The 16561-nt window shown below is 67.9% G+C and carries 20 protein-coding genes; 14 read left to right on the forward strand and 6 right to left on the reverse strand.

Annotation, left to right across the window (positions count from 1 at the left end; genetic code table 11):
- Positions 1 to 32 precede the first annotated feature (32 nt).
- The 12 genes from AC5YGJ_RS01695 to AC5YGJ_RS01750 all read left to right on the forward strand — a co-directional run bounded on the left by AC5YGJ_RS01695 (position 33) and on the right by AC5YGJ_RS01750 (position 10484).
- A complete protein-coding gene (locus tag AC5YGJ_RS01695; RefSeq protein WP_309341205.1) occupies positions 33 to 1436 on the forward strand; it encodes an RNA polymerase factor sigma-54 in 1404 nt (467 codons plus the stop codon).
- A 58-nt stretch (positions 1437 to 1494) separates the two neighbouring features.
- Entirely contained in the window at positions 1495 to 1812 is a 318-nt protein-coding gene (gene hpf / locus AC5YGJ_RS01700; RefSeq protein ID WP_057497261.1) for a ribosome hibernation-promoting factor, HPF/YfiA family, read from the forward strand.
- A 21-nt stretch (positions 1813 to 1833) separates the two neighbouring features.
- The gene (locus tag AC5YGJ_RS01705; protein ID WP_107230072.1) at positions 1834 to 2286 is read left to right on the forward strand and encodes a PTS sugar transporter subunit IIA; all 453 of its coding nucleotides are present in this window, start codon (positions 1834 to 1836) and stop codon (positions 2284 to 2286) included.
- Positions 2283 to 3233, forward strand: coding sequence for an HPr(Ser) kinase/phosphatase (hprK, locus tag AC5YGJ_RS01710; RefSeq protein ID WP_057497259.1), 951 nt, complete (start codon positions 2283 to 2285; stop codon positions 3231 to 3233). The genes AC5YGJ_RS01705 and hprK overlap by 4 nt, the downstream gene beginning before the upstream one ends.
- A 26-nt stretch (positions 3234 to 3259) precedes the next feature.
- Positions 3260 to 4144 (forward strand): RNase adapter RapZ, encoded by an 885-nt coding sequence (gene rapZ, locus AC5YGJ_RS01715; protein ID WP_057497258.1) that lies wholly within the window; start codon positions 3260 to 3262, stop codon positions 4142 to 4144.
- A 424-nt stretch (positions 4145 to 4568) separates the two neighbouring features.
- Complete coding sequence (locus AC5YGJ_RS01720) at positions 4569 to 4961, forward strand: PTS sugar transporter subunit IIA (protein ID WP_057497257.1); 393 nt, start codon at positions 4569 to 4571, stop codon at positions 4959 to 4961.
- Positions 4954 to 5223 (forward strand): HPr family phosphocarrier protein, encoded by a 270-nt coding sequence (locus AC5YGJ_RS01725; protein WP_107230071.1) that lies wholly within the window; start codon positions 4954 to 4956, stop codon positions 5221 to 5223. The genes AC5YGJ_RS01720 and AC5YGJ_RS01725 overlap by 8 nt, the downstream gene beginning before the upstream one ends.
- Before the next feature lie 2 nt (positions 5224 to 5225).
- A complete protein-coding gene (gene ptsP, locus AC5YGJ_RS01730; protein ID WP_496185539.1) occupies positions 5226 to 6995 on the forward strand; it encodes a phosphoenolpyruvate--protein phosphotransferase in 1770 nt (589 codons plus the stop codon).
- A 274-nt stretch (positions 6996 to 7269) separates the two neighbouring features.
- The gene (mgtE, locus tag AC5YGJ_RS01735) at positions 7270 to 8631 is read left to right on the forward strand and encodes a magnesium transporter (protein ID WP_005408383.1); all 1362 of its coding nucleotides are present in this window, start codon (positions 7270 to 7272) and stop codon (positions 8629 to 8631) included.
- 91 nt (positions 8632 to 8722) lie between these two features.
- The gene (locus AC5YGJ_RS01740) at positions 8723 to 8989 is read left to right on the forward strand and encodes a hypothetical protein (RefSeq protein ID WP_249844822.1); all 267 of its coding nucleotides are present in this window, start codon (positions 8723 to 8725) and stop codon (positions 8987 to 8989) included.
- A gap of 69 nt (positions 8990 to 9058) precedes the next feature.
- Positions 9059 to 9856, forward strand: a complete 798-nt coding sequence (locus tag AC5YGJ_RS01745; RefSeq protein ID WP_496185540.1) for a carboxylesterase family protein — start codon at positions 9059 to 9061, stop codon at positions 9854 to 9856.
- Between the two features lie 136 nt (positions 9857 to 9992).
- Entirely contained in the window at positions 9993 to 10484 is a 492-nt protein-coding gene (locus AC5YGJ_RS01750) for an REP-associated tyrosine transposase (protein WP_496185541.1), read from the forward strand.
- A 69-nt stretch (positions 10485 to 10553) separates the two neighbouring features.
- Here the strand turns inward: AC5YGJ_RS01750 and AC5YGJ_RS01755 are convergent, their stop codons facing one another.
- From AC5YGJ_RS01755 to AC5YGJ_RS01765, 3 genes are read right to left on the reverse strand one after another with little or no spacing between them, the layout of a single operon-like run.
- Positions 10554 to 11504 (reverse strand): aspartate carbamoyltransferase catalytic subunit, encoded by a 951-nt coding sequence (locus tag AC5YGJ_RS01755; protein ID WP_107230066.1) that lies wholly within the window; start codon positions 11502 to 11504, stop codon positions 10554 to 10556.
- A gap of 16 nt (positions 11505 to 11520) precedes the next feature.
- On the reverse strand, positions 11521 to 11988 hold the full coding sequence (gene ruvX / locus AC5YGJ_RS01760) for a Holliday junction resolvase RuvX (protein ID WP_107230065.1): 468 nt from the start codon (positions 11986 to 11988) through the stop codon (positions 11521 to 11523).
- A complete protein-coding gene (locus AC5YGJ_RS01765) occupies positions 11981 to 12547 on the reverse strand; it encodes a YqgE/AlgH family protein (RefSeq protein WP_496185542.1) in 567 nt (188 codons plus the stop codon). The genes ruvX and AC5YGJ_RS01765 overlap by 8 nt, the downstream gene beginning before the upstream one ends.
- An 88-nt stretch (positions 12548 to 12635) precedes the next feature.
- Between AC5YGJ_RS01765 and AC5YGJ_RS01770 the strand changes: the two genes are divergently transcribed.
- Complete coding sequence (locus AC5YGJ_RS01770) at positions 12636 to 13181, forward strand: DNA-3-methyladenine glycosylase I (RefSeq protein ID WP_496185543.1); 546 nt, start codon at positions 12636 to 12638, stop codon at positions 13179 to 13181.
- 83 nt (positions 13182 to 13264) lie between these two features.
- Here the strand turns inward: AC5YGJ_RS01770 and AC5YGJ_RS01775 are convergent, their stop codons facing one another.
- Positions 13265 to 13972 (reverse strand): YitT family protein, encoded by a 708-nt coding sequence (locus AC5YGJ_RS01775; protein WP_029379885.1) that lies wholly within the window; start codon positions 13970 to 13972, stop codon positions 13265 to 13267.
- Between the two features lie 111 nt (positions 13973 to 14083).
- On the reverse strand, positions 14084 to 14299 hold the full coding sequence (locus tag AC5YGJ_RS01780; protein WP_496185544.1) for a DUF4287 domain-containing protein: 216 nt from the start codon (positions 14297 to 14299) through the stop codon (positions 14084 to 14086).
- A gap of 315 nt (positions 14300 to 14614) precedes the next feature.
- Here AC5YGJ_RS01780 and AC5YGJ_RS01785 point away from each other — a divergent pair, with 315 nt between their 5' ends.
- Positions 14615 to 15511 carry a LysR family transcriptional regulator gene (locus AC5YGJ_RS01785; RefSeq protein WP_496185545.1) on the forward strand — a complete coding sequence of 299 codons (897 nt, stop codon included), beginning with the start codon at positions 14615 to 14617 and terminating at the stop codon, positions 15509 to 15511.
- Between the two features lie 58 nt (positions 15512 to 15569).
- On the opposite strand, the gene AC5YGJ_RS01790 is transcribed toward AC5YGJ_RS01785, so the two are convergent.
- Positions 15570 to 16553, reverse strand: coding sequence for an aldo/keto reductase (locus AC5YGJ_RS01790; protein ID WP_309339301.1), 984 nt, complete (start codon positions 16551 to 16553; stop codon positions 15570 to 15572).
- Positions 16554 to 16561: the final 8 nt, after the last annotated feature.

The following is a 16561-nucleotide window of genomic DNA, read 5'->3' on the forward strand; positions in this document are numbered from 1 at the left end:
GCCGGGTCCCTTTCCTTCCGTTCGGCACAGGCATGAAGACTCGGCTGCAGACATCGTTGGGACAGCACCTGGTGCTCACGCCCCAGTTGCAGCAGGCGATCAAGCTGCTGCAGATGTCCACCACCGAGCTGGAGCTGGAGATCGCCCAGGCGGTGGAAAGCAATCCGCTGCTGGACTGGGCCGACGGCAGCGACGGCAGCGACGGCAGCGACAGCGAGGCCCCGGCCGAACGCAGCGACAGCGGCGACGACTGGGCGCCGGCCGAGCTGGACTGGAGTGCCGCCGGCAGCGGCGGCAGCTTCGATGACGATGACGACACCGGCAGCGCCGCCGAGCGCGTGGCCGAAATCGAAACCCTGGCCGACCATCTGCTGTGGCAGCTGCACCTGTCGCATCTGTCGGCGCGTGACCGCAGCATCGGCGCGGCGCTGATCGATGCACTGGACGACGACGGCTACCTGCGCGAGCCGCTGGCAACCATCGCCGAAACCCTGCTGCCGGCGATCCATGCCGACGAGGATGAGATCCTGGCGGTACTGCACCGCATCCAGCGTTTCGATCCGGTGGGCGCGGCCGCGCGTACGCTGGGCGAATGCCTGCAGCTACAGCTGGAGGTGCTGGACGAGGACACGCCCGGCCTGGCGCTGGCGCGGCAGATTGCCGCAGGCCCGCTGGAACGACTGCCGCGTAGTGGCGTGTCCGGGCTTGCCCACGAACTCAAGCAGCCGCTGGCCGAGGTCGAGACCGCCGTGGCCCTGTTGCGCTCGCTGGACCCACGCCCGGGCACGCAGATCGCGCCGCTGTCGCAGGACACCTACGTGGTGCCGGACGTCGTGGTGTGGCGGCAGAACGGTGTCTGGCGCGCGGCATTGGCCGGGCATGCCGGGCCGAAGGTGGTGATCCACCGTGGCTATGAACAGTTGATCCGCCGCTGTGGCGACGCCGATGCAGGCTATCTGCGCGCCCAGCTGCAGGAAGCGCGCTGGCTGCTCAAGGGCCTGCAGCAGCGTGGCGAGACCCTGCTGCGGGTAGTGCGCAGCCTGATCCTGCAACAGGCCGGATTCCTCGAGTTCGGCGAACAGGCGCTGCGCCCGCTGACCCTGCGCGAGATCGCCGCCGAACTGGGCCTGCACGAATCGACGGTGTCGCGCGCGATCGCCCGCAAGCATGTGCGCACCCCGCGCGGCACCCTGCCGCTGCGTGCCTTCTTCGCCTCGGGCATTGATACCGACGGCGGCGGCGAGGCCTCCAGCACCGCCATCCAGGCGATGATCCGGCGCCTGATCGACGATGAGAACCCGCGCAAGCCGCTTTCTGACGCCAAGCTGGCTGACCTGCTCAAATCGTCGGGAATTCCAGTAGCGCGGCGCACCGTGGCGAAGTATCGTGAAGCCATGAACATCTCCGCCTCGCACGAAAGGGTCAGAATCGCTTGACGCACCGCCGCGCCCGGCGGAGAGGTTCATTGGCACATCCGAACACAGGAGAAACCCGATGCGCATCGAAACGTTTGGCAAAGACGTCGAAGTCACCCCGGCCCTGCAGTCCTATGTAGAGGAGAAGCTGGCCCGGATCGGAAAACACTTCGACCAGCACTGCGAAGCGCGGGTGACCCTCAAGCTGCAGAAGACCGAGCACCACGTCGACGCCAGCCTCAACATTCCGGGGCAGACCCTGCACGCCGAGGCCGGCGGCCAGACCATGTATGCCGCGATCGACGTGCTTGCGGACAAGCTTGACCGTCTGGTGATCAAGCACAAGGAGAAAAAACAGCAGCACGCACCGCTGCCGGTGGGCGACAATGGCGGCTGATCGCCACCGTTTCCCGAAGACATGCCCCTGAATGACCTCCTGGCGGCCGTGCAGACCCAGCTCTGCACGGCCACCGACCGCGACAGCGTCCTGCAGGCCGCCGCCGGGTTGCTGGCCTGCCGCCAGGCCAACGCCGAACAGATCTACCTGAACCTGTGCCAGCGTGAAGCGCTGGGCAGCACGGCGATCGGTCACGGCATCGCCATCCCCCACGGCCGCGCGCCGACCCTGGACCGCCCACGCGGCGCCCTGCTGCGGTTGGCCACCCCGGTCGACTTCGGCGGCGACGAACCGGTCGACCTGGTGTTTGCAATCGCCGTCCCCGCCCATTACACGCACCAGCACCTGATGCTGCTGTCCGAGCTGGCCGAACTGTTCTCCGCGCCGGCCATCCGCCAGGCGCTGCGTGACGCCGGCGACGCCCGGGCGCTGCGCCAGGCGCTGGACCTGCCCCCACCTGCGAGCGCCGCATGAATACCAGCATCACCGCACGCGAACTGTTCGAACAGCAGCGCGAGCGGCTCGGCCTGCGCTGGGCCGCTGGCCAGTCCGGCGAGAAGCGCGAGCTGGAGGCCGGCAACACGGTCTCGCGGCGCCCGTCGCTGGCCGGCTACCTCAATGCGATCTACCCCAACAAGGTGCAGATCCTGGGCACCGAAGAGCTGTCCTGGCTGGATGCGCTGGAACCGCGCCAGCGCTGGGAAACGATCGAGAAGATCATGCAGTCGCATCCGCTGGCGCTGGTGCTGACCCGCAACCAGCCCTGTCCGGAAGACCTGCGCGCCGCCGCCGATGAATCCGGCACGCCGCTGTGGCTGTCACCCAAGCGCGGCCACGAACTGCTCAACCATCTGTCCTACCACCTGGCGCGCACGCTGGCGCCCCGGGTGATCCTGCATGGCGTGTTCATGGAGATCTACTCCATCGGCGTGCTGATCACCGGTGAGGCCGGCTCGGGCAAGAGCGAGCTGGCGCTGGAGCTGCTCAGCCGTGGCCACCGGCTGGTGGCCGACGACGCCCCCGAGTTCACCCAGATCGCCCCCGACGTGCTTGATGGCACCTGCCCTGAGCTGCTGCAGGACCTGCTGGAAGTGCGCGGTCTGGGCGTGCTGAACGTGCGCGAGATGTTCGGCGACACGGCTGTAAAGAAGAACAAGTACCTTCGGTTGATCGTCCACCTGACCAAGCCGATGACCGAACCCACGCCGCACGGCTACGAACGCCTGACCGGTGATTCGGGCACCCGGCATGTGCTGGACCTGGACGTGCCGCTGATCACCCTGCCGGTGATGCCGGGCCGCAACCTGGCCGTGCTGACCGAGGCGGCCACCCGTCTGCACATCCTGCGTACCAAGGGCATCGACCCGGCGGCGATGTTCATCGCCCGCCACAGCAACCTGCTGGAACGGCGCACGCCCTGACCCCCTGCCCTGCCAAGAGCCTGTCCATGAGCACCGTTACTCCCACCGCCCCGACCCTGATCATCGTCAGCGGCCTGTCCGGCTCGGGTAAATCCGTCGCCCTGAAGACCTTCGAGGACCAGGACTACTACTGCTCGGACAACCTGCCGATCCACCTGTTGCCGGACTTCGTGCGCAGCCTGCTGGACAACCACGACGGCCGCGCGCCGCGCCGCTTGGCGGTGGGTATCGACGTGCGCGGCCAGGCCGACCTGAGCCAGCTGGGCGACTGGCGGCAGCTGGCCACCGACGCCGGCGTTGAAGTGAAGGTGCTGTTCTTCGAGGCCAGCGACGAGACCGTCCTCAAGCGCTATGCCGACACCCGCCGCCGGCATCCGCTGAGCCAGCTCGGTCTTTCCCTGCCCGAGGCGATCGCCCGCGAACGCGAACTGACCGCGCCGCTGCGGCGCGAAGCCGACGCGGTGATCGATACCAGCAGCCTCAATGTGCATCAGCTGCGCCGTCGCATCATCACCGAGTTCGCGATGGGCCATGCCACCAGTCTGTCGCTGTTGTTCGAATCGTTTGCCTACAAGCGTGGCGTCCCGGCCGAAGCAGACTTCGTATTCGACGCACGGGTGCTGCCCAACCCGCACTGGGATCCCGACCTGCGCGCGCTCAGCGGGCGCGAACCCGGCGTGCGCGACTACCTGGAGGCGCAGCCGGATGTGCAGCGCTATCTGGCCCAGCTGATGGATTTTCTCGATACCTGGCTGCCGAAGCTGGGCGACGGCACCCGCAGCTACGTGACCGTGGCCTTCGGCTGCACCGGTGGCAAGCACCGCTCGGTGTTCCTGGCCGAGCGCATGGCGCGGCATGCGCGCGAGATGGGCTGGGAAGACGTGGCGACCTATCACCGCGAACAGGATTGAGGGGGTCGGCCGGGCTGCGCCCGGCACCCGCCGGTAGTGCCGGCCGCTGGCCGGCAACAGCGAAAGCAACAGCAAAAGCGGCATTCCGTGGGATGGCGGGGCGGGCCCGGTTGCGGGGGACGCCGTTAACCCATCCATGGGGGCTTGGCCGCGGCATCCATGCCGCGGACACCCCCGCAACCGGACCCGCCCCGCCTTGGACAGATCGCGGCGCGCCGTTTTGCTGTTGGTGGGTGTCGACCTTGGCTGACAGGGTAGATCCACGCCATGCGTGGATGAGTCCCGGTCAGGCATCGAAAAACGCATGGGGTCGGATCCCTTTTCCAGGGGAAAAGGGCTCTGCCCCCAGCAACGCTGAATACGGGACACAGTGCCCCTCTCCTGCTGCTATCGCCGATTCACCTTGACCTGTTAACGTGCAGTAATGACCTGTGGCATTCTCCTCGTAACACACCCTGGGGTCGGGACCGCCCTGCTTGATGTGGCGACCCGGCTCCTGCGGCAATTGCCGCTGAAGACCGAAGCTTTCGAAGTACCGTTCGACGCAGACCTGGACGCCCTGCTCCCGCTCGCCTCGGCCGCCCTGCGGCGGGTCGATGGGGGTGCAGGCGTGCTGATCCTGACCGACCTGTACGGTGCCAGCCCCGCCAATCTTGCCGGGCAGCTGGCCCGGCTGGGGACCCCGGTTCGCCGGGTGTCGGCGCTGAGCCTGCCGATGTTGCTGCGGGTGATGAATTATCCGGAACAGGGACTGGATCAACTGCCCGCCACAGCCGCGGCGGGTACCCGTAATGGAGCGATAGTCGACGATGCTTGAACGAGAACTCACCGTGAGCAACCGCCTGGGCCTGCATGCCCGGGCCACCGCCAAGCTGGTGCAGACCCTGGCGCCTTTCCGCTGCAACGTGACCATGGCCGCCAAGGGCCGTGAGATCAACGCCAAGAGCATCATGGGCGTGATGCTGCTGGCCGCCGGCCAGGGCACTCCGGTTACCGTGCGCATCACCGGCGAGGACGAGTCGGCCGCGATGGATGCGGTGGTGGACCTGTTCGAACGCCGCTTCGACGAGGACAGCTGAGCGTGCCGCGCGCGCGCGCCGGCCAGCCTTCTTCCGGCCTGCGGCCGGTACAGCTGTTGGCCGGCCACGGCGCCGCACGCGGCACGGCGATGGGCCGCGCCCGCGTGCGCCTGCCACATGCGCTGGAGGTGGCCGAACAACGGGTGGCGCCCAGCCAGGTGGAGGCCGAACTGGAACGCCTGCACCACGCAGTAGCCGCCGCGCGCACCGAAATGCACGAGCTGCGCCAGCGCCTGCACGGTGCCCTGAGCCAGGAAGTGGGCGAATTCCTCGACCTGCACGCCCTGCTGCTGGACGACCCCGAGCTGCTGCACGGGCTGGATGAGCTGATCCGCAGCGGTCCGTACAGCGCCGGCTATGCCCTGCGCGTGCAGCGCGACCGCCTGGCCAAGGTCTTCGATGGCATGGACGATGCCTATCTGAAGAGCCGCATGGACGATCTGGACCACGTGATCGGCCGCATCCATGCCTTCCTGCAACCCGAGCGCGCGCCGGTGGTGAAGGGCCTGGCCGGCGAGATCCTGGTCTGCGACAACATCGCCCCGTCCGAGCTGGCCCAGCTGCAGGCACAGGGCGTGGTCGGCATCGTCACGGCGGCCGGCAGCGCGCTGTCACACAGCGCCATCCTGGCGCGCAGCCTGCATCTGCCGTTGATCGTGAACGTGCCGCAGCTGCTGAGCCGCGTCGCCGATGGCGATGTGCTGATCATCGATGGCGCCGACGGCAGCATCACCGCCAACCCGCTGGCCGACAACCTGCGCGACTACCGCGCGCGCCTGAAGGAACACGCACGCGAACAGCGCGAGCTCGGGCGCCTGCGCAGCAAGCCCAGCCGCACCCGCGACCAGGTCGACATCGCCCTGCTGGCCAATGCCGAATCGCTGGAAGATGTGACCCAGGCCCATGCGCTGGGCGCCCAGGGCCTGGGCCTGTACCGCACCGAATTCCTGTTCCTGCAGCGTAACGAGCTGCCGGACGAGGAAGAACAGTTCCAGACCTATCGCGACGCCGCGCTGGGCATGAGCGGGCGGCCGGTGACCATCCGCACGCTCGACCTGGGTGCGGACAAGGCCGACCGCACCGGCCTGACCCTGAGCAACGAGGAGAATCCGGCGCTGGGCCTGCGTGGCGTACGCCTGTCGCTGGCGCGGCCGAAGGTAGCCGATACCCAGCTGCGTGCGATCCTGCGTGCATCGGCCTACGGCAAGCTGCGCGTGCTGCTGCCGATGATCAGCACCCGCGAGGAACTGCTGGCGGTGCGTCGACGCCTGCTGAAGCTGACCGAGCAGCTGCGCGGCGAAGGCCACATGGTGTCCGAGCATGTGCCGCTGGGCGCGATGATCGAGGTACCCGCCGCCGCGCTGGCGCTGGAGAGTTTCATCGATCTGGTCGACTTTCTGTCGATCGGCACCAACGACCTGGTGCAGTACCTGCTGGCCGCCGACCGCAACAACGAAGCGCTCGGCGAGTTGTATTCGCCCCTGCACCCGGCCGTGCTGCGCCTGCTGCAGATGGTGATCGAGACCGGCGCGCGCCATCGCATTCCGGTAGCGGTGTGTGGCGAGATGGCCGGCGATGCACGGATGACGCCCCTGCTGCTGGCGCTGGGCCTGACCGAGTTCAGCCTGCATCCGGGCACCCTGCTGGAAGTGCGCCGCGCGATCCGCGAGGCTGATCTGGCCACGCTGCGCGCGCGCGCACCGAAGTTGCTGGCCGCCCGCGACCGCCGCGCCATCGAGCGCTGGCTGGCGCTGGTGGCCGACACGCCCTGATTTTCCGCGCTACGCGCTCGCCGGGCATGGCCCGGAGGAATATGTGGACCTCGCTGACCGCTGGCCCGACGCAGATTCGATCCGCAGAAACTGCCCCTTGTTGTTCAAGGGGCGCGCCGACAGGCGGGGGATGAGGTTGAATGCGTGGCCCCCGGTGGCCGCAGGCCAGCGGGGTATGCGCTGAAACATCCCCTTGCGATAATGACGCGCTGAACACCCCTGTTGCCGCATCCTTGCCGGGATCGCGGCTTTTCTTATCCCCGCGGGAGCTGCGATGGCTGAAGCTGTACGCCACGACAAGACTGCGCGCCAACTGCGGATGCTGTCCGATGCACTGGACAGTGGCCGCCTGGGTCCGGTGCGCCGCCTGGTCAACACCCTGGCTCCGGCCGAGATCGGCAACCTGCTCGAATCGCTGCCGCCCGGCAAGCGCGAGGTGGTGTGGGGCCTGGTCGATCCGGAAGATGACGGCGAGGTGCTGGTCCACGTCGGCGACGACGTGCGCGAGAGCCTGCTGGCCGACATGGACCCGGACGAGATCATCGCCGCGGTCGAAGACCTCGACATCGACGATCTGGCCGACCTGGTCGAAGACCTGCCGGACACGGTCATCGACGAGGTCCTCAAGTCGATGGACCGGGAGAACCGCGAGCGCCTGGAACAGGTGCTGTCCTATCCCGAGGACAGCGCCGGGCGCCTGATGAACCCGGACGTGGTGACCGTGCGCGCCGACGTCAACGTCGACGTGGTGCTGCGCTACCTGCGCCTGCGCGGTGAACTGCCAGACCACACCGATCATCTGTTCGTGGTCAGCCGCCGCCATCAGTACCTGGGCCGGGTGTCACTGGCGGCACTGGTGACCCACGAGGACACCACCCCGATCAACCGCCTGATCGACGACGAGCAGCCGGCCATCGACGTCGGCGAGAGCGATCAGGAAGTCGCCCGCCAGTTCTCCGACCATGACTGGATCTCCGCGCCGGTGGTGGACGACAACAACATCCTGATCGGCCGCATCACCATCGATGACGTGGTCGACATCATCCGCGGCCAGGCCGAGCACCAGGCGCTGGGCGCCGCCGGTCTGGACGAGGACGAGGATCTGTTCAGCCCGGTCTGGCGCGCGATGCGCCGCCGCCTGATGTGGCTGTCGGTGAATCTGTGTACCGCCTTCCTGGCCTCCAGCGTGGTCGGCCATTTCGAAGGCACCATCGACAAGCTGGTGGCGCTGGCGGTGCTGATGCCGATCGTGGCCGGCCTTGGTGGCAACGCCGGTACCCAGGTGCTGGCACTGATGGTGCGCGGCCTGGCGCTGGGCCAGGTGGGCGCCTCCAACGCCCGCACCCTGCTGTGGAAAGAAGTCCGGGTCGCGCTGTTGAACGGCGTGATGCTCGGTTCGGTGCTGGGCCTGATCGTGCTGGCCTGGTTCCACTCGCCGGGGCTGTCGGCGGTGATCGCCATCGCACTGACCTGCAACCTGCTGTTCGCCGCGCTGGCCGGCGTGCTGGTACCGCTGACCCTGAAGCGCTTCGGTTTCGACCCAGCGCTGGCCAGTGGCATCTTCCTCACCGCGGTGACCGACTCGATGGGGTTCTTCACCTTCCTCGGCCTGGCCACCCTGGTGCTGCTGCACTGATCCCTGCAGGGTCAGATCCCCGACCTGCTCCAAACCCAGGGTCGGATCCCCGCTGCGCGGGGCTCTGCCCCGACCCCCACTGGATCCTCTCATGGCAACCACGATCGAAAACTACTTCCAGCCCGGCTGGCGCGACCAGCAGCACACCTGCCCGGCCTGCGAATGGAAAGGCAGCTCGCGCGCCATGGAAATGGAACTGGACGAGGACGCCACCGAGTACGACTGCCCGGTCTGCGAGAACCCGCTGCTGGTGGTCCTGCACCCGGACCTGGCGCAGGTGCAGGCCGCGGCCGCCGACGGCAATGCCGAAGCCCAGGAACAGCTGGAGATCATCGCCAGCTTTCCACGCCCGCAGTGACGCGGCGCACGATGCCGCGCTGACGGCAGCGGACTACCATGCAGTGACCTCGCCGCTTCGGGAAGCCGCATGCTCCGTTCCATCTCGCGCTGGCTGCCAGCGCTGGTCGTTCTGATGTTGACCGGCTGCACCTCGATGCCGGACAGCGCGCGCGGACATTTCGAGGCGCGCGCGGTGAAGGTGGACGGCGAAACGGCCTACTACCAGGTGTTCGTTCCGGCGGCCTCGGCGCGCACACCCGGCTCGCTGCCGGTGGTGCTGTTCCTGCACGGATCCGGCGAGCGCGGCGGCGATGGCGTCAAGCAGACCCACGCGGGCCTGGGGCCGTACCTGCGTGCGCATGCGGCCGATTTCCCGGCACTGGCGGTGTTTCCGCAGGTGCCGGGGCGCGAGGAATGGAGCGGACGCAACAACCGCGTGGCGCTGGCCGCACTGGACGCCGCCATTGCCGAGTTCGGCGCCGACCCGGCGCGCCAGTACCTGACCGGCATGTCGATGGGCGGCTATGGCAGCTGGAACATCGCGCTGGACGACCCACGCCGCTTCGCGGCGATCGTGCCGGTATGCGGCGCGGTACTGGCCCCGCGTGCGGTGCGCCCGACCCTGTTCGTCGAACAGGTCGCCCACGAGGCCGACCCGTACGCGACCATCGCTCAACGCCTGCGGCACACCCCGATCTGGATCTTCCACGGCGCGCTGGATGACGTGGTGCCGCCTGCCGATGACCGTCGCCTGCACACCGCCTTCCAGGCCGCCGGCGCGCGCGACGTGCGCTACACCGAATACCCCGACGGCAACCACAACGCCTGGGACGCCACCTACGCCGACCCGGCGATGTGGGCGTGGTTGTTCGCGCAGAAACGCTGAGCCACCGCTTCCGGTAGATGCCAACCTTGGTTGGCACACGCTGCCTGGTAGATGCCAACCTTGGTTGGCACAGACCTACCCAAAACCAGACCATTCCCCGATGTTCACAGCTGGCAGGCACGCCCATGCTTGCTCCATGCAAAACACCAGACTCCTGATCGGCCGCCATTCCAGCGTCGGCCTCAGCTACATCCTCACCACAGTTGTGACCGGTCGCGCTCCCCTGTTTGCCATCGACGCCGTCGGCGTCCTCGCGATCCAGGAATTCCAACGACTTGATCGGGAAGGTTTCACCCACTCAATCGCGTACGTGGTCATGCCCGACCACATCCACGGGCTGGTCGAACTGCGCGCGGGGACACTGGCAACCATCATGAAGCGTTTCAAGTCGCGCACAGCCCAGCAGGCAAACCGGTTGCTGGGGCGAGTCGGTCGCTTCTGGCAGGCCTGCTATCACGATCATGCGATCCGCTCTGACGAATCGTTGCACCGGCATGCGATGTACCTGATGGGAAATCCGATCAGGGCCGGACTGACGACTCGGCTGGGGCAATATCCCCATGCATGGTGTGAATGGGAGCTCGGGGCCTTGTGTGAGCGGCCAGATGACGTGAGCACCGGTGGATAGTGCCAACCAAGGTTGGCATCTACCCAAGCAGTGGGGGTCAACCAAGGTCGACACCTACCAAGCGGGGGATCAGCCCAGCAGGGTTTCCAGCACGGCCATGCGCACGGCGACGCCGTTGGCGACCTGGCGCAGCACCCACGACTGCGGGCCGTCGGCCACCTCGTCGGTCACTTCCACGCCGCGGTTGATCGGGCCGGGGTGCAGCACCGCCGCATCCTTGCCGGCACGCGCCAGGCGCGCGTTGGTCAGGCCGTACTGCGCGTGGTACTGCTCCAGCGACGGCACCAGGCCTTCTTCCATGCGCTCGCGCTGCAGGCGCAGCATCATCAGCGCATCGACGCCTTCCAGCATCGCGTCGAAGTCATCGCCAACCACGCAGCCCTTCAGGGTCTCATCGTCGGGCAGCAGCGACTGCGGGCCGCATACGCGGATCTCACCCACGCCCAGCGTGCGCAGCGCGTGCAGGTCGGTGCGGGCCACGCGCGAGTGCTTCACGTCGCCAACGATCACCACCTTCAGCTTCGAGAAATCCGGGCCCTTGGCCTGGCGCAGGGTCAGCATGTCCAGCAGGCCCTGGGTCGGGTGCGAACTGCGGCCGTCGCCGGCGTTGATCAACGCCGTGCCCTCGCCCGCCGCCTCGGCCAGTGCGGCCACGGCGCCGTCATCGGGGTGGCGCACCACGAAGCCGCGCACGCCCATCGCTTCCAGGTTGCGCAGCGTGTCGCAGGCGGTTTCGCCCTTGCGCGTGGACGAGGTCGAGGCATCGAAGTTCAGCACGTCGGCGCCCAGCCGCTGCGCCGCCAGCTGGAACGAGCTGCGGGTGCGCGTGGACGGCTCGAAGAACAGCGTGCACACCGCCGAACCGGCCAGCACGTGGCGCTTGTTGCCGACGCGGCCGACTGCGGCATCGCGGATCTGCCCGGCACGGTCGAGCAGCTGCAGCAGGGTTTCGCGCGGCAGGCCCTCAAGGGTCAGCAGGTGGCGCAGGCGTCCGGAGGCATCGAGTTGCTGGGCGGTCATGGCGGGAGTCGTGCAGTCAGGGAATGGGAGTGGCGTCGTCCGGTGACGACAGCCAGCGGTCGATGATCACCGCCGCGGCCACCGCATCGAGGGCGGCCGCGTCACGGCGGCGCCTGCGCCCTTCGGCGCGCTCGACAGCGAAGCGGCGGGCAGCCTCGACCGAGCTGGAGCGCTCGTCGATCATCACCACCGGCAGCTTGAAACGTTCCCGCAGCTGGCGGGCAAAGCCCTGCGCGCGCTTGCGGTTGGGCTGATCCTGGCCATCGAGGGTGAGCGGGTCGCCCACCACCAGGCCATCGGGCTTCCATTCCTTGAGCAGCCGTTCGATCGCGGTCCAGTCCGGACCGTTGCCATGCACATCAACCACGGCCACCGCGCGCGCATGCGCGGCGAAAGCACTGCCGATGGCCACGCCGATCCGCCGCGAGCCCACATCGAAGCCGAGTACGGTGCCATCACGGCGGATGACGGCCGGCTCAGACATGGCCGCTGTAGTCCGTCAGCCGGAACAGGTCCACGCCGATGCGCGAGGCCGCGCCCTGCCAGCGCTGCTCCAGCGGCAGCTGGAACACCAGTTCGGCATCGGCCGGCACGGTCAGCCAGCTGTTCTCGGCCAGCTCGCTTTCCAGCTGGCCAGCGCCCCACCCCGCACAACCGAGGGTGACCACGGCGTTGGCCGGGCCTTCGCCACGTGCCATCGCTTCAAGGATGTCGCGCGAGGTGGTCAGGTACAGGCCATTGCCCACGGTCAGGCTGGAATCCCACGCCCGCGCGTCGTCATGGATGACGAAGCCGCGCTCGGGATGCACCGGGCCGCCGTTGAGCACCATGCGCGCCTGCAGGTCGCCATCGCCGGTGCTGATGTCCATCTGTGCAAGCACTTCACCGAGCGTGTACTCGGAAGGCTGGTTGACCAGCACGCCCATCGCCCCGTTCTCGTCGTGCTGGCAGATCAGCGCGACGCTGCGGGCGAAGGTCGCGTCGAGCAGCGACGGCAGCGCGACGAGCAGGTGATCGGCAAGGGAGGTCGGCGTTACAGGCATGGCCCCATTCTAGCGGCTGGGCGCGCCGGGCGCCTCCACTCGACGGTCACGGCGCGCATAATGACGTCCCACCGCGCAGGAGTTCGACGTGTCCGGTTACTGCCTCATCGCCCCGGGCCATCCGGTGCACGACTACTACCACGCCAACGAGTACGGCTTCCCGCAGCGTGACGAGCGCGAACTGTTCGAGCGGCTGGTGCTGGAGATCAACCAGGCCGGGCTGAGCTGGGAAACGATCCTGAAGAAGCGCGAGGGTTTCCGCGCGGCCTACGACGGTTTCGACGTGGACCGCGTGGCCGCCTACGCCGAGCAGGACATCGAGCGGCTGCTGTCCGATGCCGGCATCATCCGCAACCGGCTGAAGGTGCTGGCCGCGATCCACAACGCGCAGGTTATCCAGCAGCTGCGAGCCAGCCACGGCAGCTTTGCCGGCTGGCTGGACGCGCATCACCCGCGCGGCAAGGCCGACTGGGTGAAGCTGTTCAAGAAGACGTTCCGCTTCACCGGGGGCGAGATCACCGGCGAATTCCTGATGAGCCTGGGCTACCTGCCCGGCGCGCATGCCGAGGACTGCCCGGTGCAGGCGCGGCTGCTGAAGCTGTCACCGCCGTGGTTGAAGGCCGCCACCCGCTGAGGCAAATCCGCCGGGCATGGCCCGGCGCTACCACGCGTGGGTTCCGGTAGTGCCGGTCGCTGGCCGGCACCCCCGTTGAACCCTCACACCCCCATGTAACGGCCCGGGCGGTGGTTGAACATCAGCACCAGGCTGAGCACCACCGCGCCGATGGCCGAGTACAGCACTTTCGACGGCGACAACACGAAGAACGCAGCCACCATCAGGCAGGCGTCGTAGGACATCTGCACCTTGCCCGCGCTCCAGCCACGGGTGCGCTGCAGGTACACCGCCAGGATGCCGATGCCGCCGAGGCTGGCGCGGTGGCGGATGAAGAACAGGATGCCCAGGCCGGACAGCGCGCCACCGACGATCGCCGAATACAGCGGGTGGATGTGCGAGAAGTCGATCCAGCGCGGCAGCAGGTCGGTCAGTACGCCACAGGCGGTGACCGCGGCAAAGGTCTTCAGGGTGAATTCCCAGCCCATGCGCCGCACCGCCACCCAGTAGAACGGCAGGTTGACCAGCACGAACACCACGCCGAAGTTCCAGTCCAGCGCGTAGTGCAGCAGGAAGGCCATGCCGGCCATGCCGCCGATCATCAGCCCGCTCTTGGCGAAGATGGCCAGCCCCAGCGAGGCCACCATGGTGGCCAGCACCATGCCCTGCACATCCTCGGCGATCGAGTGGCGCAAGGCTTTTTCATCGGCGGTGGTACCGGCGCTGTCCGGCGGCGGGGTCAGCGGACCGGCGGTGACCAGGTGGCCGTCAGCGTCGTCGCACGGCGCGGGGCCATGGGAGGGAAGGGACATACGGGTGGGGGAACAGCAGGTGGGGAGCGGTATTAGACACGATCTGCATGACAGTTGCAGATGAAATCGTTCAGCTGAATGCGCCCCACCCCATCCTGTCCCGGCCGCCGATCAGCCTTTCCCAGCCAGATGATGCGCCACCAGCGCGTTGGCGTGGCCATGGCCCAGGCCGTGCTCGCTCTTCAGGAAGCTGACCAGTTCCATGTGCTTGAGCCCCTTCTTCTTCTTTGACAGCAGGCCGAACCAGTGCGCCACCGGCTGGCCGTAGGTCTTCTCGATGGAGGGGAAGTACGAGGCCGGGCCTTTCGGCTTGGTGTCAGTGCTCATGTGCAGCTCCGGTTGAAGTCATTCATTCGACGAACCACAGACGCAGAAATCGACACACCCTCTCGTAGTGGTGCCGGATCCCGTGCCGACCAGCGGTCGGCACCCACCAACAGCAGCGGGAAACTGTCGAAGGCGGGGTGGCTCAGGTTGCGGGGGCGTGAGCGCCATGGATGGCGCGACCAAGGCTACATGGACGTACTTGCGCCGTCCCCCGCGACCTGAGCCACCCCGCCTCCCACGGGAAGCCAGCTTTTGACGTTGCCGTTGACGTTGTTTCGGCAGGTGCCGGGCGCAGCCCGGCCGTATCATTCCCGCATGCCCCGTGAAAACCTCAACGACCTGCAGGCCTTCGTCCACGTCGCCCGCGAGGGCAGCTTCACCCGGGCGGCCGCGCAGCTGGGCGTTTCCCAGTCCGCGCTCAGCCATGCCATGCGCGGGCTGGAACAGCGCCTGGGTGTGCGCCTGCTGACCCGCACCACGCGCAGCGTATCCACCACCGAAGCCGGCGCCCGCCTGCTCGACACACTGGTTCCGCGCCTGGCCGAGATCGAGGACGGGCTGGCCGCGCTGGCCGAATTCCGCGAGCGCCCGGCCGGCACCATCCGCATCAACGCGACCGGCCATGCCGCCGAGTACATCGCCTGGCCGCGACTGGCGCCCCTGCTGCAGCAGTACCCGGACCTGAAGGTGGAACTGACCGCCGACTACGGCCTGGCCGACATCGTCGCCGAGCGCTACGACATCGGCATCCGTCTGGGCGAGCGGCTGGCCCGGGACATGATCGCCGTGCCGATCAGCCCACCGCTGCGCATGCGCGTGGTCGGTGCACCCAGCTATTTCCGCCAGCACGTGGTGCCGCAGCATCCGGACGAGCTGGCCGCGCACAACTGCGTCACTCTGCGCCTGCCGACCCACGGTGGGCTGATGCCCTGGGATTTCGGCAAGGACGGCAATGAACTGAGCGTACGCGTCAGTGGCCAGTGGATCTTCAACAGCATGGGCATGACCCGCGCCGCCGCACTGGCCGGCAGCGGCCTGGCCTGGCTGCCGGAGGACCAGGTACAACCGATGCTTGATGATGGACGGCTGCTGTCGGTGCTGGACAATTGGTGCCCGCACTTCGATGGGTACTACGCGTACTACCCGTCCCGCCGGCATGTAACGATGGCGATGCGCACGGTGCTGGATGCGCTGCGCGGGCCAATGGGGTGAGGGGCGAGGAGTGCGGACCAACGGTCCGCACCCGCCACACTCTGCACCCACCGGGCGGTCAGCCCTTGGCCTGTGCAGCACGCTGCGCGTTGTAGCGCTCGCCGACGATCGAGACTTCCTCCAGCGCCTGCGCGATGCGCTGCAATTCTTCCGGCGCCAGCTGCAGCGCGGCCGCGCCCAGGTTTTCTTCCAGGCGATGGACTTTGGTGGTGCCCGGAATCGGCACGATCCACGGTGCCTGCGCCAGCAGCCAGGCCAGCGCAACCTGCGCCGGGGTCGCAGCGCGCGCGGCCGCAATCGTGCTGATGCGGTCCACCAGCGCCTGGTTGGCGCGACGCGCTTCCACTTCGAAACGCGGCACGGTGTTGCGGAAGTCGTTGGCGTCGAAGGTGGTGTCGGCGTTGATCGCACCGGTCAGGAAGCCGCGGCCGAGCGGGCTGAACGGCACAAAGCCGATGCCCAGTTCCTGCAGGGTCGGCAGCAGCTCGCGCTCCGGCTCACGCCACCACAGCGAGTACTCGCTCTGCACCGCCGCCACCGGCTGTACCGCATGCGCGCGGCGAACGGTGGCGGCACTGGCCTCGGACAGGCCGAAGTGACCGACCTTGCCCTCGGCGATCAGGTCGCGCACCGTGCCGGCCACATCCTCGATCGGCACGTTCGGGTCAACGCGGTGCTGGTAGAACAGATCGATATGGTCGGTACGCAGCCGCTTGAGGCTGGCCTCGGCCACCGCGCGGATGTTCTCGGGACGGCTGTCCAGGCCGGTATCCGCCCGCGCATCCTTGAAGCCGAACTTGGTGGCGATCACCAGTTTATCGCGGTACGGCGCCAGCGCCTCGCCGAGCAGGTCTTCATTGGTGTACGGCCCATACACTTCGGCGGTATCGAAGAAGGTCACGCCGCGCTCGACAGCGGCGTGCAGCAGGGCGATGCCCTGGCTGCGCTCGACCGGCTGGCCGTAGCCATGGCTCAGGCCCATGCAGCCCAGGCCCAGGGCGGAAACCTTCAGGCCGCTGCGGCCGAGTTCACGTGTCTGCATCGTCGTGC

This window comes from Stenotrophomonas sp. CS3K5 (assembly GCF_059515225.1).

What these genes read in the sequence shown, in the direction of transcription:
- ruvX (WP_107230065.1), bottom strand. Translation starts at nt 11,988, where the DNA reads ATGTCTGAGCCGGCCGTCATCCGCCGTGATGGCACCGTACTCGGCTTC.
- AC5YGJ_RS01750 (WP_496185541.1), top strand. Translation starts at nt 9,993, where the DNA reads ATGCAAAACACCAGACTCCTGATCGGCCGCCATTCCAGCGTCGGCCTC.
- AC5YGJ_RS01785 (WP_496185545.1), top strand. Translation starts at nt 14,615, where the DNA reads ATGCCCCGTGAAAACCTCAACGACCTGCAGGCCTTCGTCCACGTCGCC.
- AC5YGJ_RS01775 (WP_029379885.1), bottom strand. Translation starts at nt 13,972, where the DNA reads ATGTCCCTTCCCTCCCATGGCCCCGCGCCGTGCGACGACGCTGACGGC.
- AC5YGJ_RS01780 (WP_496185544.1), bottom strand. Translation starts at nt 14,299, where the DNA reads ATGAGCACTGACACCAAGCCGAAAGGCCCGGCCTCGTACTTCCCCTCC.
- AC5YGJ_RS01695 (WP_309341205.1), top strand. Translation starts at nt 33, where the DNA reads ATGAAGACTCGGCTGCAGACATCGTTGGGACAGCACCTGGTGCTCACG.
- AC5YGJ_RS01790 (WP_309339301.1), bottom strand. Translation starts at nt 16,553, where the DNA reads ATGCAGACACGTGAACTCGGCCGCAGCGGCCTGAAGGTTTCCGCCCTG.
- AC5YGJ_RS01765 (WP_496185542.1), bottom strand. Translation starts at nt 12,547, where the DNA reads ATGCCTGTAACGCCGACCTCCCTTGCCGATCACCTGCTCGTCGCGCTG.
- rapZ (WP_057497258.1), top strand. Translation starts at nt 3,260, where the DNA reads ATGAGCACCGTTACTCCCACCGCCCCGACCCTGATCATCGTCAGCGGC.
- hprK (WP_057497259.1), top strand. Translation starts at nt 2,283, where the DNA reads ATGAATACCAGCATCACCGCACGCGAACTGTTCGAACAGCAGCGCGAG.
- mgtE (WP_005408383.1), top strand. Translation starts at nt 7,270, where the DNA reads ATGGCTGAAGCTGTACGCCACGACAAGACTGCGCGCCAACTGCGGATG.
- AC5YGJ_RS01745 (WP_496185540.1), top strand. Translation starts at nt 9,059, where the DNA reads ATGCTCCGTTCCATCTCGCGCTGGCTGCCAGCGCTGGTCGTTCTGATG.
- AC5YGJ_RS01705 (WP_107230072.1), top strand. Translation starts at nt 1,834, where the DNA reads ATGCCCCTGAATGACCTCCTGGCGGCCGTGCAGACCCAGCTCTGCACG.
- hpf (WP_057497261.1), top strand. Translation starts at nt 1,495, where the DNA reads ATGCGCATCGAAACGTTTGGCAAAGACGTCGAAGTCACCCCGGCCCTG.
- AC5YGJ_RS01725 (WP_107230071.1), top strand. Translation starts at nt 4,954, where the DNA reads ATGCTTGAACGAGAACTCACCGTGAGCAACCGCCTGGGCCTGCATGCC.
- AC5YGJ_RS01755 (WP_107230066.1), bottom strand. Translation starts at nt 11,504, where the DNA reads ATGACCGCCCAGCAACTCGATGCCTCCGGACGCCTGCGCCACCTGCTG.
- AC5YGJ_RS01720 (WP_057497257.1), top strand. Translation starts at nt 4,569, where the DNA reads ATGACCTGTGGCATTCTCCTCGTAACACACCCTGGGGTCGGGACCGCC.
- AC5YGJ_RS01740 (WP_249844822.1), top strand. Translation starts at nt 8,723, where the DNA reads ATGGCAACCACGATCGAAAACTACTTCCAGCCCGGCTGGCGCGACCAG.